Genomic DNA, 13,373 nt, shown 5'->3' with positions numbered 1-13,373 from the left:
CTATGGACCGTGACAGCGGGCCGCGCGTACCGGAGCAGCGGACACCGCGGCAGACCCCGGACCAGGGGCTCTGCTTCAGCGTGCTCGGACCGGTACGCGCCTGGCGGAACGGCGAGGCGCTGCCGCCGGGTTCCCCGCAGCAGCGCGCGCTGCTGGCCGCACTGCTGACACGGGACGGCCGCACGGCCACCGCGGGCGAGCTGATCGACGCGATCTGGGGCGACGACCCGCCCTCGCAGGCGCTGGCCGCGGTACGGACGTACGCCTCCCGGCTGCGCAAGATCCTCGATCCGGGGGTCCTGGTCAGCGAGTCGGGCGGGTACGCGATCCGGATCCGGGCCGAGGCCGTCGACCTCAACCGGGCCCAGCAGCTGGCCGTGAGCGCCGAGAAGGCCACCGCGTCCGGTGACCGCGCGGCGGCCCGCGCCCTGATCGACGAGGCCCTCGAACTGTGGGACGGCGAGCCGCTGGCGAACGTGCCGGGGCCGTACGCCGAGACCCAGCGCGCCCGCCTGGAGGAGTGGCGGCTCCAGCTCACCGAGTCGCGGCTGGACATGGACCTGGAGGTCGGCGCCCACGCGGAGGCGGTCTCCGAGCTGACGGCCCTGACCGCGGCCCACCCGCTGCGCGAACGCCTGCGGGAGCTCCTCATGCTGGCGCTGTACCGCAGCGGGCGGCAGGCGGAGGCGCTGGCCGTGTACGCCGACACGCGCCGGCTGCTCGCCGACGAACTGGGCGTCGACCCGAGACCGGAGCTGGCCAGGCTCCAGCAGCGCATCCTGCAGGCCGACGCGGAGCTGGCCCGCCCCGCCGAGGAACCCGAACCCGCCGCGCCCACCGCCGCGCGCCCGGCACAGCTCCCGGCCACCGTCCCGGACTTCACCGGCCGGGCCTCCTTCGTCAAGGAGCTGAGCGAACGGCTCGCCACCGACGAGGGATCCGTGATGGCCGTGTCGGCGCTGGCGGGCATCGGCGGCGTGGGCAAGACCACGCTCGCCGTGCACGTGGCGCACGCGGCCCGGCCGTACTTCCCGGACGGCCAGCTGTACGTCGACCTCCAGGGCGCGGGGGCACGGGCCGCCGAACCGGAGACCGTACTCGGCTCGTTCCTGCGCGCCCTCGGTACGCAGGACTCCGCCATCCCGGACTCCCTCGACGAACGCGCCGCGCTCTACCGCACCGCGCTCGACGGCCGCCGGGTGCTGGTCCTGCTCGACAACGCCCGGGACGCGGCCCAGATCCGCCCGCTGCTGCCCGGTACGACGGGCTCGGCGGCACTGGTCACCAGCCGCGCCCGGATGGTCGACCTGGCGGGCGCGCACCTGATCGACCTGGACGTGATGTCGCCCGAGGAGGCGCTCCAGCTCTTCACGAAGATCGTCGGCGAGGAGCGGGTCACCAGCGAACGCCAGGCGTCCCTGGACGTGGTGGCCGCCTGCGGCTTCCTGCCGCTGGCCATCCGCATCGCGGCCTCCCGCCTGGCCGCCCGCCGCACCTGGACGGTCTCGGTGCTGGCCGCGAAGCTCGCCGACGAGCGGCGCAGGCTGGACGAGCTCCAGGCGGGCGACCTCGCGGTGAAGGCGACGTTCGAGCTGGGCTACGGCCAGCTGGAGCCGCAGCAGGCCCGCGCGTTCCGCCTGCTGGGCCTGGCGGACGGCCCGGACATCTCACTGGCGGCTGCCGCCTCCGTACTGAACATGCCGGCCAGGGAGGCCGAGGACCTGCTGGAGTCGCTGGTCGACACCTCACTGCTGGAGTCGGCGGCGCCCGGCCGGTACCGCTACCACGACCTCGTACGGCTCTACGCGCGTGCGTGCGCCGAGCGCGACGAACACCCGCCGGTGGAGCGGGAGCTGGCGCTGTCGCGGCTGCTGGACTTCTATCTGGCGACGGCGGCGCGGGTGTACGCGATCGAGCGGCCCGGCGACCGGCTGGTGGACCACCTGGAGCCGACGACGTACCAGGGCCTGGTCTTCACGCACCGGCACGACGCGCAGGACTGGCTGTACTCGGAGGCGATGTCGCTGCTGGCCTGCGTACGCCAGTCGACGCAGCCGGGCACGCTGCGGCGGGCGGTGGACCTGCTCTGGGCCTCGCTGGACCTGGCCGAGTCGGGGGCCAACTCGAAGGAGTACAGCTACGCCGCCACCCTGCTGCGGGACGCGGCGCGCGCCGGACGGGACGAGCACGCCGAGGGACGGGCGGCCATCACGCTGACCTATGTGCACCATGTCGCGGGGCGGTTCGAGCAGGCCGGCCAGGAGGCGCAGGAGGCGGACCGGCTCGCCCTGCGGACCGCGGACCGGCTGTCCGCGTGCTGGGCGGCCAACCTGCTGGGCATCATGGCGTTCTACCAGGGCCACTTCGACACCGGGACGGAGCATCTCACCCGGGCCCTCGAAGGGTTCCGCGACTGCGGGGACATGGCGGGCGAGGCCAGCGCGCTGTGCAATCTGTCGCGGCTGCGCCTCGTCACCGGAGACGTCACCGACGCGGTGTTGCTCTCCCGTCAGGGCACGGAGATGTACGACCGCATGGGACACGCGCTCAAGGGGGCCAACGGCCGCTACGCGCTGGGGCTCGCGCTGACCCAGAGCGGTCAGCTCACCGCCGCCGCGGACCAGCTGAAGGAGGCCTTGGACGTGTTCCGTGACAGCCGCCAGCGCCTGTGGGAGGGGATGGCTCTCTTCCGGCTGGCCGAGGTCGACATCGCGGCGGGCCGCCCGGCCCAGGCGGCGGCCGGGGCGGAGATGGCGCTGACCGTGCTGCGCGGCATCGGTGGCCAGTGGCGGCGCGGGAACGTACTCACCGCGCTGGGCCGCGCGCTGACCGGCATAGGGCAGTCCGACCGCGCGCGGGTCTGCTGGCTGGAGGCGCTGACCATCTACGAGGAGCTGAAGTCACCGGAGGCGGACGGGGTACGCGCCCTGCTGACGCCCGCCGCGGCGGCCTGAGGCCCGTCGTCGGCGGTGGTCCGAGGCCCCGTCAGCGGCGGCCTGAGACCCGACAGCGGTGGCCTGACGCGTCGTCGGCGGCCTGGCCCGCCCAGGGGCCCCGCTGTACGGCCGGAGGCGGAACGCCGTTGCCGTTCATCGTTTGTTTATCGCGGTCCGACATACTTCATTCCATCGACGACCCGCCGCAACGGGGGGTACACGGGTCGTCAGAACAGGTCCCACACCCGCGGACCAGGGTGACGGATCTGTGCAAGGTCCGTCCGGCAGCGCTCGGGGGAGCAGCCGGACGGACCTCGATATCCATCCCGCGCATACTTTCAGGGAGTTGAGCACCATGGCCGCAGAGCCGAAGACTGATGCGCCCACCGATCCGGACAACGCGCACATCACGGACAAGCCGACTGTCGCGCCTGCCAACGCGCACATCACGGACAAGCCGACTGCTGCGAAGGCCACGGTGAAGCCCGCCAACGCGCACATCACCGACAAGACCGCGTGAGCTGAGATCGAGTCCGCGAACCGGGACCGGGTTCGCGTGAGCCGAGACCATCACGACGGGGCACGGGGGAACCGGGGGAACAGTGGCTGTGGTGGCCCGGAGGGGGAGCCACCACGGCCACTGCCGCATGTCCGCACCCACCCGTAAAGAAAAGAGCTGCCATGACCCTGACGAAGAAGCTGTTCACCACCGCCGCCTTAGTGGTCGCCACAGCCGCGGTGTCCGCGGCGCCGGCCCTGGCCAACGCCCATGCGACGGCCCCCGGCCCGGACACCGTCCGCGTCCGGACCGGCCCCACCGTGGGCCCGGACAACGGCCACATCACTTCGGTCCCGCTGGAGTCCCGCGCCGGGTGACGAACCCGTCGGCCGTGGGACCGGCACGCGCTGCCGGTCCCACGGCTCCGGACGGACCGCACCGGCCCCGGACGGACCGCACCGGTACCCGCGGGCCGCGGGCCGCGGAGCTTCTTCTTCAGGCCGTCGGTCAGTGATCGCCAGGCCCAGGGGCATGCGGGGCCCGCGGCCCGTCACTCCGCGCGCAGCCCCTGCCCCTGCCCCCGCAGCACCGTCTTCAGCACCTTCCCGCTCGCGTTCCGCGGCAGTTCCGCCACGAACTCGACCGCCCGGGGCACCTTGTAGTTCGCCATCTCGCGCCGCGCCCAGGCGATCAGGTCGTCCGAGGTGAGCGTCGAGCCAGGGCGCCGTACCGCGTACGCCTTGCCGACCTCGCCCAGCCGGCCGTCCGGTACGCCGATCACTGCGACGTCGGCCACGTCCGGGTGCAGCCCGAGCAGTTGCTCTATCTCCGCCGGGTACGCGTTGAAGCCGCCGACGATGAACATGTCCTTGATCCGGTCGGTGATCCGCAGATTGCCCGCCGCGTCCAGTACCCCCACGTCGCCCGTCCGCAGCCAGCCGTCCTCCGTGAAGGCCTCCGCCGTCTCCTCGGGTGCCTCGAAGTACCCCTGCATGACGTGGAATCCGCGTACCTGCACCTCGCCGGGCCCGTCCGGGTCGGCGGACACCACGCGCACCTCCGTGTCCGGGATCGCCCGCCCCGAGGTCGAGGCGATCACCTCCGCCTCGTCGCCCCGGCGGCACATCGTCACGATGCCGCTCGCCTCGGAGAGGCCGTACGCGGTCAGCACCGTCGAGATGTGCAGCTCCCCGCGCAGCCGCTCGACGAGCCGCAGCGGCACCACCGCGGCTCCCGTCACCACCAGCCGCAGCGCGCTGAGGTCGTGCTGGTCGCGGGCCGGGTGGTCGAGGAGCGACTGGTGGAGGGTGGGCGGTCCCGGCAGCACCGAGATGCGTTCGGCCGCGATGTTGGCGAGCGCCGTGTCCACGTTGAAGACCGGCTGCGGGACCATCGTGGCGCCCCGCATCAGACAGGCGATGACGCCCGCCTTGTAGCCGAAGGTGTGGAAGAAGGGGTTGACGATGAGGTAGCGGTCGCCTTCGCGCAGACCGGCGAGGTCGCACCAGATGCCGTAGCCGCGCAGGGTCTGGGCGTGGGTGATCACCGCGCCCTTGGGGCGGCCCGTGGTGCCCGAGGTGAAGATGATGTCGGAGGGGTCGTCGGTGGCTACCGCGTCCGCCCGTTCCCGTACGGCTGCCGCCGGGATGTGTTCGCCGTCGGCCAGGAAGTCCTTCCAGGTCCGGAAGGTGTCGGGGGCGTCGTCCGCCAGGACCACCACCTCCTCCAGATGCGGGAGCGAGGGCAGCGGGCCGGTTCCCGGGCCCTTCGCCGTGGCCCGCCGCAGGGACGCCACGTACGAGGTGCCGAGGAAGGTGCCGGTGACGAAGAGCATCCGCGCGCGGCTCTGCTCCAGTACGTACGCCGCCTCCGCGCCCTTGAAGCGCGTGTTCAGCGGAACGAGCACCGCGCCCGCCGTCACCGCGCCCAGCGCCGAGACGATCCAGTCGACGGTGTTCGGCGCCCAGACCGCCACCCGGTCGCCCGCGCGGACCCCCGACGCCATGCACGCCGCCGCCGCCCGCTCGACCCGTTCGCCGAGTTCCGTGTACGAAATCCGGGTACGGCCGTCGACGACGGCCTCCCGGTCCCCGTACCGTTCGGCAGCGGACCGCACCAGCGCCGGAATGCTGCCCCACTCCAAGTCCCCGCGCATCGCATGCCTCCCAGAACCCAGTAGCTGACTATCCGTCAGATTAGCTGTAGCCTTCTCCGCTGTCAGCAGTCAGGACGTCCCCGGAGGTGGCCGATGGCAGTGGCGACGCTCAAAGACGCAACAGCGATAGTCGGGGTCGGTCAGACCCCCTTCGCCAAACAACTCCCCGAATCCGAGAAGACGTTGGCCTGCCGGGCGATCCTCGCCGCGCTGGACGACGCCGGGATCGCACCGTCCGAGGTGGACGCGTTCTCCTCGTACACCATGGAGGAGACCGACGAGGTCGAGGTCGCCAAGGCCGTCGGCGCCGGTGACGTGACCTTCTTCTCCAAGATCGGATACGGCGGCGGCGGATCCTGCGCCACCGTCGCGCACCTCGCGGCGGCCGTCGCGACCGGGCAGGCGACCGTCGGGGTCGCCTGGCGCTCCCGCAAACGCGGCAGCGGTCCGCGCCCCTGGAAGAACACGGCCGTCCAACTCCCCACCCCGGCCCAGTGGACCCGCCCGTTCGGCCTGCTGCGGCCCGCCGACGAGATCGGGATGCTGGCCCGCCGCTACATGCACGAGTACGGCGCCACCCGCGACCATCTCTTCAACGTCGCCCTGGCCTGCCGCAACCGCGCCAACCAGAACCCCGCGGCGATGATGTACGAACGCCCGATGACCCGCGACATGTATATGACCTCGCGCTGGATCAGCGAACCGCTCTGCCTCTTCGACAACTGCCTGGAGACGGACGGCGCGCTGGCCTGCGTGATCGTCTCCGCCGAACGGGCCCGCGACTGCCGGCAGAAACCCGTGTACGTGCACTCCGCCGCCCAGGGCCTGCCCGCCCAGCACCACGGCATGGTCAACTACTGGAACGACGACCCGCTCACCGGCCCTGCCTGGACCGCCGCCCGGCACCTGTGGAAGCAGGCGGATTTCGGCCCCGAAGACGTGGATGTCGCACAGATCTACGACGCCTTCACGCCCCTCATCCCGCTCTCCCTGGAGGGCTACGGCTTCTGCGGGCGCGGCGAGGGCGGCGCGTTCACCGAGGGCGGCGCCCTGGAGATCGGCGGGCGGCTGCCGCTCAACACCGGCGGCGGCGGACTCAGCGAGGCGTACGTCCACGGCTTCAACCTCATCAACGAAGGCGTCAAGCAACTGCGCGGCAACTCCACCGCCCAGGTCCCCGACGCCGCCACCTGCCTGGTCACGGCGGGTGAAGGAGTCCCCACCTCCGCACTGCTCCTGAGGAGTTGAGACAGAGATGCTCCAGCCAGTCCCCGACGACGACGGCGCCCCCTTCTGGGAGTACACCGCACAGCACGAGCTCCGCGTCCAGTGCTGCGCCGACTGCGACACCCCGCGCTTCCCGCCCCGCCCCTGCTGCCCGCACTGCCAGTCCTTCGACAGCGAGTGGCGCCTGATGAGCGGACGCGGCCGTATCTGGTCGTACGTACTCCCCCATCCGCCGCTGCTCCCCGACTACGCCGCGATGGCCCCGTACAACGCGGTCCTGGTGGAACTCGCCGACGCCCCGCAGATCCGCCTCGTCGGCAACGTCGTGGCCGACGCCGACGCCCCGCTGAACTCCGTGGACCCGGCGCGGCTGCGCATCGGGGCGCGGGTGCAGGTGGCGTTCACCGAGGTGGACGGCATGACCCTGCCGCGCTGGCTGCTGGAGCGGTCATGAGCGGCGTGACGGTGCCGGACCGACGGCGGGAGCGGTCATGAGCGGCGCGACGGTGCCGCACCGGCGACAGGAGCGGTCATGAGCCTGCGCGTGGAGCGGGACACCGGGACCGGCGTCGCGGTCGTCACCATCGACCGGCCGGACCGGCTGAACGCCATCGACCTGACCACGGCGGTGGAACTCTCCACGGTCTGGCGGGAGTTGCGCTTCGACGACTCGATACGTGCGGCCGTCGTCACCGGCGCGGGCACCCGGGCCTTCTGCACGGGGATCGACCGCTCGGTGTCGGTGGCGCAGCCGCCGTCCCCGTACTCCATCGACGACCCGATGATCGCCATCGGCCCGAAGGCCAACGACCTGTGGAAACCGGTGATCGCCGCGGTGCGCGGGATGGCCTGCGGCGGGGCGTTCTACCTGCTGGGCGAGGCGGAGTTCGTCATCGCGGGCGAAACGGCGACGTTCTTCGACCCGCACACGACGTACGGGATGGTCAGCGCGTACGAGACCATCTACCTCGCCCAGCGGATGCCGTTCGGGGAGGTCGCCCGGATGGCACTGATGGGCACGGCGGAACGCATCTCGGCCCGGCGGGCGTACGAGACGGGACTGGTCAGCGAAGTCACCCCGGACGGGGACGAGTTGGCTGCCGCGGTCACCTGCGCGACGACGATCGCCTCGTACCCCACGGATGCGGTCCAGGGAACGGTACGGGCGGTATGGGCCGCGAAGGAGAGCGCCCGCACCCAGGCCCTGGCACAGGCCCCCCACCTGGTGGCCCTCGGCAACCTCCCGGCCGACCGGCAGGCGGAGCTGTTCGGGGCGCGGAAGGGGAAGGGGGACGGGAGGCCCGAGTTCAGGGTGCGGTGAGGCGGCCCTGGCACCAGTACCGGTACTCGCTAGTACTGGTACTGGAACGACACCGAGTCGACCCGGCAGTGGTCGACCGACGCGACCTCCGACGCCACGTTCATCGGTACCTTCACGGTCGCTGTCGCGCCTCTGCTGCCGGACAGATCGACGTCCGCCATGCCGGTGTCGACCACGGAACCGTTCGCCCCCAGGAAGCTCATGTTCACGCGGTAGGTGCGCTTCCCGCTTCCCGAGGTGGCGGACACCCGGACGGTGGCCGATGTCGTGCCCGGCCGTACGCAGGTGACGACCGTGCCGGTGGCCGACGGAGTGGTCGTGGGCTTCGCCGCGTGGGTGGGCGTGGAGTCGTAACTGTTGCGGTTCGACGAGCTGTAGTCGTTGTTGTGGGTCTTGTGGCTGGAGCAGCCGCCCCCGCTGGAACTGTGGCTGGAGCCGTGACCGTAGCTGTGACTGTGGCTGGAACCGTGGCTGGAGCCGTGGCCTCGTGAGAAGCCGGTCAATGAGAGGACCACGCCCACCAGGACGGCCCCGAACTTCAAACGTCGCACGATCATGTTGTCTCCCCCGGATTCGGGCGTCACCGTAACAGGCGTCCGGGGCCGGAATTCGCGGGCGGGAGGGCGCAGATGCCGGTGCGGGGGCTCCGTCACCGAATTGATGTCCGGCGCCTACGGAATCTCCGCATGTGGAGCGCAACCGGGCGGGGTGTTCCCTGGTGGCGTCGCCCACACCCCCGGCGTAGCGTCGGAACCGAGACCCGGCGAGGAGACCGTAGATGATCCGCAACGTCACCGGCTCCCTCGTCGCTCTCGTCGGAGCGGCGGCCGCCGTATACAGCCCCTTCCGTAACTGGTACGACGGCCGCCACGGCAGTGCGTACCGGATCCAGGACCTGTTCGACGGGATCACCGCGACCAGACCGGACTGGGGCGGATCCATCCTGATCCCGTTCGCGTTCGCCGCGCTGGTCACCGTGATCGGCGTCCTGTTGCGCACCCGTTGGCTGATCGCGCTCGCCGGGGTGATCACCATCGGCTTCACCGTGCTGTGGATGGTCCGGGTCGGTATGGCGCAGCACACCCTGGCGATCAGTTCGGACGGTACGGGCCTGGGGATCGGCGTCGCGTACGCGCTGGCGGGCGGGGTGCTGATGCTGCTGGGCTCGGCGTTGATGAGCGGACGGCGGAGTGCGGCTCGGCAGCAGGCCGGGCCGGATGCGGGGTACGCGCCTCCGCCGCCCCCGCCTCCCCCGTACCAGGACGCTCCGTACGGGGCTTCCCCGTACGAGCCCGGTCCGTACGAGTCCGCCCCGCAGCCGGGACCGGGGCCGCGGACGGAGCCGCCGCCGTACCAGCCGTACGAGCCGTACGAGCCGGGGACGGAGCACGACACCGTGTCGTTCAGTTCGGCCGATCTGCCGGCGGAGCTCACGGCCCCGGACGGCGCCCCGGAAGGGACTCCTGAAGGCGCTCCGGAATCGGCGCCGGGGAGCTCGGGGGCGCGGGCGGACGACCAGCCTGGCGGGGCGACGCGGGCGCGGCGGCCCGGGGAGTAGACGAGTCCCCCGGGAGCCGGACCCCGGGGTCAGCTGCGCCCCGTGCCCGTTCCCTTCACCGCGTCCAGCGCGTACACGCACCGGTCCTTGCTGCACGCGTAGACGACGCCCGCGCGGACCACCGGCGACCCGGTGATCTCACCGCCCGTCGCGAGCTTCCAGCGCAGCTGTCCGCCGACCGCGTCCAGGGTGTAGAGGCAGTGGTCCGCCGAGCCGAAGTGCAGACGGCCGTCGGCCACCACCGGTGCGCCGACCACCTCGCCGCCCGCCGCGAACCGCCACTTCGGCGTGCCCGTCACGGCGTCCAGCGTGTAGAGCGCGCTGCCGCTGCCGACATGGACGTTGCCCTGGGTGACCAGGACCGGGTGGAGCGACTGCCGGGACTCCGTCGCGATGCGCCAGCGGTCCTTGCCGGTCGTGGCGTCGAGCGCGTACACCGTGCCGAGGTAGTCGGCGAGGTAGACGCCGCCCCCGGCCACCGCGGGTCCCGGGGCGAAGGCCGGGGCGGAGAGGAACACCGCGGGGGCCTCGAAGTGCCAGCGGACGAGGCCCGAGACGCGGTCGATGGACAGGACGCGGGTGCCCGCCGCGATGTACACGCAGCCGTCGTCGGCGGACGTCACGCGGACGGGCACGCCCCCGCACGAGGCCGCGTCGCCGACCGGGTACGACCAGCGCTCGGTGCCCGTACGGGGGTCGAGCGCGAAGAGCCTGGCGTCCTTCCAGACGTACACCGTGTCGTCGTGGATCGCGGGCCCTGACTCCGGTGTCTCGAAGTCGGTCTGGGCGCCGGTCAGTTCCCACAGCTTCTCGCCGTTGGACGCCTCCCACGCCTGGACACCGCCACCGCGCGTACCGGTGAGGACCGTGCCCCGGACGGCCTGGAGCGAGTACACCCAGGCGTCCGTCGACACCCGCCAGCGGTCGGAGCCGTCGGTGCCGTCCAGTGCGTACAGCGTCGGCCCGTCGGAGGCGTGGATCCGGCCGGCGGACACGGCCATCGCCCAGGCCACGTCCCGGGTCTTGAACTGGCGCCGCCCGCTGCCCACGTCCAGGGCGTGCACCTCGAAGGAGGTGACGTACAGCAGGTCGCCCTCGACGGCCGGGGTCCCCCACACGTCGTTCGACATCCGGAACCGCCACGGGCGCCAGCGCACGGGGTCCTCGGGGGCGCGCTGCGGCGGCGGTACGGGCGCCGGGGGCGCTCCTTCCGCGCCGGTCTGACCGGTGGGGGGCCGTACCCAGCCGGTCGCGGGTCCGGCCTGCAGGCCGGCGTGCGCGCGGGCCTCCGAGACGCGCGGCCCGGGGCCGATCGGCACCTGCGCGCCGGGCAGCCGTACCGGTCCGTCCCGCCAGTCGGACTGCGGATGCCCCGGAGGAGCCTGCGGCTGCTGGTGCTGGGGCTGCTGATGTTGCGGCTGGTGCTGCGGCTGCGGGCCGGCATCGGGCCTGCGGCGGGGCGGCGGCGGGTCGTACGTCGGCCTCGGCGGCGGGGACGGCTGTGCGGGCCTCGGCGCCGCGGGCGGCCGTCCGCCGCGCCGGGTCTCGATCATCGCGGTGGCCCGCTCGGGCAGCCACGCGGACGCGGTCCCGCTGTCGTCACCGCCCGAGGAGAACAGGTGCGGGGCCAGCTGCGCCTGCAGGTCCTCCGGGCTCGGCCGCTGCCTGAAGTCCTGCTGCATGCACGCCTCGATGAGCGGCCTCAGCTCCTCCGGCAGCCCCTCCAGGTTGGGACCTTCGCGCAGCAGCATGAAGACCGTCTCGACCGGGTTCCCCCCGTGGAACGGCGCGTGCCCGGTGGCCGCGAACACCAGCGTCGACCCCAGCGAGAACACATCGCTCGCGCCCTTCACGTTGCGCGAGTCCTTGGCCTGCTCGGGCGACATGTACGCGGGCGTGCCCACCGCGACATTGGTCATGGTCAGCCGGGTGTTGGAGACGCCGGACGCGATCCCGAAGTCGATGACGCGCGGCCCGTCCTCCACCACCAGGACGTTGGACGGCTTCAGGTCCCGGTGCACCAGGCCCGCGCCGTGGATCGACTGGAGCGCCTCGGCGATCCCGGCCGCCAGCCAGCGCACCGCCTGGGCGGGCATCGGCCCGCACTCGTTCACTATTTCTTCGAGGGAGGGCGCCGGTACGTACGCGGTGGCCAGCCACGGCACCGCGGCCCGTGCGTCGGCGTCCACGACGGCCGCCGTGTAGAAGCCGCTGACGGCCCTGGCGGCCTCCACCTCGCGCGAGAAGCGGACGCGGAACAGCTGGTCCTCGGCGAGCTCGGTCCGTACGGTCTTGATCGCCACCCGGCGGCCCGACGCGGAACGCGCCAGATAGACGAGGCCCATACCACCGGCGCCGAGCCGCCCGAGCACCTCGAACGGGCCGATCCGCCTCGGATCGTGCTGCGTCAGCTGCTCCATCACGCGCTTGCCACCTCCCCGTACGGCCCCGACGGAAGGGGTCCGCGACATACAGCTGAGTTCAGCGTCTCACCACTGGGCACCACCTGGCGGTGCGCACCCCGATTGTTCCTGGCTGGGGCGGTGGTGGCGAACCCGGGGGCGGATCGGGGTGTCCTACCGCGATCCGGACACGACGCGGCGTACGCCGGGGCCGACAGGCGGCGCACCGGCCCGTACCGGACGCCCTCACGCGCCGAACGGGGCCGAGCAGCGCCGAACAGGCCCGGAGCCCCGGGTACGGTGACCCCCGTCACACCATCGCCACACAGCTTCTACCGGTTACCCACAGCCATCAGATTCGAACATTTGCCCCATTACCCGGACATCGCCCCCTCGGAAAACCACCCCTCGCAAAGTTGTCCACTGAAGTTGTCCACAGGCTGTTGATAACAATGCCGCTCTCACGAGCCGCCCCAATACCAGCCCGAACCCCATTTGCAGTCGGCCGAATCGCGCTCCGATCACCCCTCGGTAAGCTGACGGCATGACAGGACAAGTACGCACCGTCGACGGCCGCGTGGCCGGACGACGAGGCCAGGCGACGCGGCAGAAGCTGCTCGACTGCCTCAGCGAGATGCTCAGCTCCTCGCCGTACCGGGACGTCAAAGTCATCGACGTGGCCCGGAAGGCGGGGACTTCGCCCGCGACCTTCTACCAGTACTTCCCCGACGTCGAGGGCGCGGTCCTGGAGATCGCGGAGGAAATGGCCAAGGAGGGCGCCGGGTTGACCGAGCTGGTCTCCGGCCGTTCCTGGGTCGGCAAGGCCGGGTGGCAGACCGCCGAAGAACTCGTCGAGGGATTCCTCGACTTCTGGCGGCGCCACGACGCGATCCTCCGGGTCGTGGACCTCGGTGCGGCGGAGGGCGACAAGCGGTTCTACAAGATCCGCATGAAGATCCTGAACTCCGTCACCAACTCCCTCACCGACTCGGTCAAGGAGCTCCAGGCCAAGGGCAAGGTCGACAAGGACGTCAGCCCGGCCGCGATGGCGGGCTCCCTGGTCGCGATGCTCGCCGCGGTGGCCGCGCACCAGAAGGGGTTCCAGACCTGGGGCGTCAAACAGGCCGAACTCCGCCCGAACCTCGCCATGTTGGTCCATCTGGGCATCACGGGCAAGAAGCCGACCAAGTAACGGCCTCGGGACGGCACCACGTCCTTCGTCCTGTCGCGCCGACGGCGGACCACCGAGGTGGTCCGCCGTCGGTGTTCCTGCCG

At 71.9% G+C, this 13,373-nt stretch carries 11 protein-coding genes; 8 read left to right on the top strand and 3 right to left on the bottom strand.

Features of this window, described 5'->3' with window-relative positions:
• The first annotated feature begins 2 nt into the window (after positions 1–2).
• From NBY69_RS14475 to NBY69_RS14465, 3 genes are all read left to right on the top strand, one after another.
• Positions 3–2,954, top strand: coding sequence for an AfsR/SARP family transcriptional regulator (locus NBY69_RS14475; RefSeq protein ID WP_250301278.1), 2,952 nt, complete (start codon positions 3–5; stop codon positions 2,952–2,954).
• A gap of 337 nt (positions 2,955–3,291) precedes the next feature.
• Positions 3,292–3,456, top strand: coding sequence for a hypothetical protein (locus tag NBY69_RS14470; RefSeq protein WP_250301277.1), 165 nt, complete (start codon positions 3,292–3,294; stop codon positions 3,454–3,456).
• A 161-nt stretch (positions 3,457–3,617) separates the two neighbouring features.
• Positions 3,618–3,812, top strand: coding sequence for a hypothetical protein (locus tag NBY69_RS14465; RefSeq protein ID WP_250301276.1), 195 nt, complete (start codon positions 3,618–3,620; stop codon positions 3,810–3,812).
• A 173-nt stretch (positions 3,813–3,985) separates the two neighbouring features.
• Here the strand turns inward: NBY69_RS14465 and NBY69_RS14460 are convergent, their stop codons facing one another.
• A complete protein-coding gene (locus NBY69_RS14460; RefSeq protein WP_250301275.1) occupies positions 3,986–5,590 on the bottom strand; it encodes a FadD3 family acyl-CoA ligase in 1,605 nt (534 codons plus the stop codon).
• A 93-nt stretch (positions 5,591–5,683) separates the two neighbouring features.
• Here NBY69_RS14460 and NBY69_RS14455 point away from each other — a divergent pair, with 93 nt between their 5' ends.
• The 3 genes from NBY69_RS14455 to NBY69_RS14445 all read left to right on the top strand — a co-directional run bounded on the left by NBY69_RS14455 (position 5,684) and on the right by NBY69_RS14445 (position 8,138).
• Positions 5,684–6,838 (top strand): lipid-transfer protein, encoded by a 1,155-nt coding sequence (locus NBY69_RS14455; protein ID WP_250301274.1) that lies wholly within the window; start codon positions 5,684–5,686, stop codon positions 6,836–6,838.
• A 7-nt stretch (positions 6,839–6,845) separates the two neighbouring features.
• Positions 6,846–7,271 (top strand): Zn-ribbon domain-containing OB-fold protein, encoded by a 426-nt coding sequence (locus NBY69_RS14450; protein ID WP_250301273.1) that lies wholly within the window; start codon positions 6,846–6,848, stop codon positions 7,269–7,271.
• A 78-nt stretch (positions 7,272–7,349) separates the two neighbouring features.
• Positions 7,350–8,138 carry an enoyl-CoA hydratase/isomerase family protein gene (locus NBY69_RS14445; RefSeq protein ID WP_250301272.1) on the top strand — a complete coding sequence of 263 codons (789 nt, stop codon included), beginning with the start codon at positions 7,350–7,352 and terminating at the stop codon, positions 8,136–8,138.
• Positions 8,139–8,167: 29 nt separating this feature from the next.
• On the opposite strand, the gene NBY69_RS14440 is transcribed toward NBY69_RS14445, so the two are convergent.
• On the bottom strand, positions 8,168–8,695 hold the full coding sequence (locus tag NBY69_RS14440; protein ID WP_250301271.1) for a hypothetical protein: 528 nt from the start codon (positions 8,693–8,695) through the stop codon (positions 8,168–8,170).
• A gap of 221 nt (positions 8,696–8,916) precedes the next feature.
• Between NBY69_RS14440 and NBY69_RS14435 the strand changes: the two genes are divergently transcribed.
• The gene (locus NBY69_RS14435) at positions 8,917–9,696 is read left to right on the top strand and encodes a hypothetical protein (protein ID WP_250301270.1); all 780 of its coding nucleotides are present in this window, start codon (positions 8,917–8,919) and stop codon (positions 9,694–9,696) included.
• 29 nt (positions 9,697–9,725) lie between these two features.
• Here the strand turns inward: NBY69_RS14435 and NBY69_RS14430 are convergent, their stop codons facing one another.
• Positions 9,726–12,116, bottom strand: coding sequence for a PQQ-binding-like beta-propeller repeat protein (locus NBY69_RS14430; protein ID WP_250301269.1), 2,391 nt, complete (start codon positions 12,114–12,116; stop codon positions 9,726–9,728).
• Positions 12,117–12,642: 526 nt separating this feature from the next.
• Between NBY69_RS14430 and NBY69_RS14425 the strand changes: the two genes are divergently transcribed.
• Entirely contained in the window at positions 12,643–13,290 is a 648-nt protein-coding gene (locus NBY69_RS14425; protein WP_250301268.1) for a TetR family transcriptional regulator, read from the top strand.
• The last annotated feature ends 83 nt before the right edge of the window (positions 13,291–13,373 follow it).

Origin of the sequence: Streptomyces sp. A 4/2 (assembly GCF_940670765.1) — a bacterium.
In the GTDB taxonomy this organism is placed as follows: Bacteria; Actinomycetota; Actinomycetes; order Streptomycetales; family Streptomycetaceae; genus Streptomyces.
The sequence above is the reverse complement of the archived record's forward strand: the minus strand, read 5'-3'. Positions and strand labels throughout refer to the sequence as shown.

Bases quoted from the DNA above. Each gene is read 5' to 3' on its own strand.
- NBY69_RS14475 (WP_250301278.1), top strand. From the start codon at position 3: ATGGACCGTGACAGCGGGCCGCGCGTACCGGAGCAGCGGACACCGCGG.
- NBY69_RS14470 (WP_250301277.1), top strand. From the start codon at position 3,292: ATGGCCGCAGAGCCGAAGACTGATGCGCCCACCGATCCGGACAACGCG.
- NBY69_RS14465 (WP_250301276.1), top strand. From the start codon at position 3,618: ATGACCCTGACGAAGAAGCTGTTCACCACCGCCGCCTTAGTGGTCGCC.
- NBY69_RS14460 (WP_250301275.1), bottom strand. From the start codon at position 5,590: ATGCGCGGGGACTTGGAGTGGGGCAGCATTCCGGCGCTGGTGCGGTCC.
- NBY69_RS14455 (WP_250301274.1), top strand. From the start codon at position 5,684: ATGGCAGTGGCGACGCTCAAAGACGCAACAGCGATAGTCGGGGTCGGT.
- NBY69_RS14450 (WP_250301273.1), top strand. From the start codon at position 6,846: ATGCTCCAGCCAGTCCCCGACGACGACGGCGCCCCCTTCTGGGAGTAC.
- NBY69_RS14445 (WP_250301272.1), top strand. From the start codon at position 7,350: ATGAGCCTGCGCGTGGAGCGGGACACCGGGACCGGCGTCGCGGTCGTC.
- NBY69_RS14440 (WP_250301271.1), bottom strand. From the start codon at position 8,695: ATGATCGTGCGACGTTTGAAGTTCGGGGCCGTCCTGGTGGGCGTGGTC.
- NBY69_RS14435 (WP_250301270.1), top strand. From the start codon at position 8,917: ATGATCCGCAACGTCACCGGCTCCCTCGTCGCTCTCGTCGGAGCGGCG.
- NBY69_RS14430 (WP_250301269.1), bottom strand. From the start codon at position 12,116: ATGGAGCAGCTGACGCAGCACGATCCGAGGCGGATCGGCCCGTTCGAG.
- NBY69_RS14425 (WP_250301268.1), top strand. From the start codon at position 12,643: ATGACAGGACAAGTACGCACCGTCGACGGCCGCGTGGCCGGACGACGA.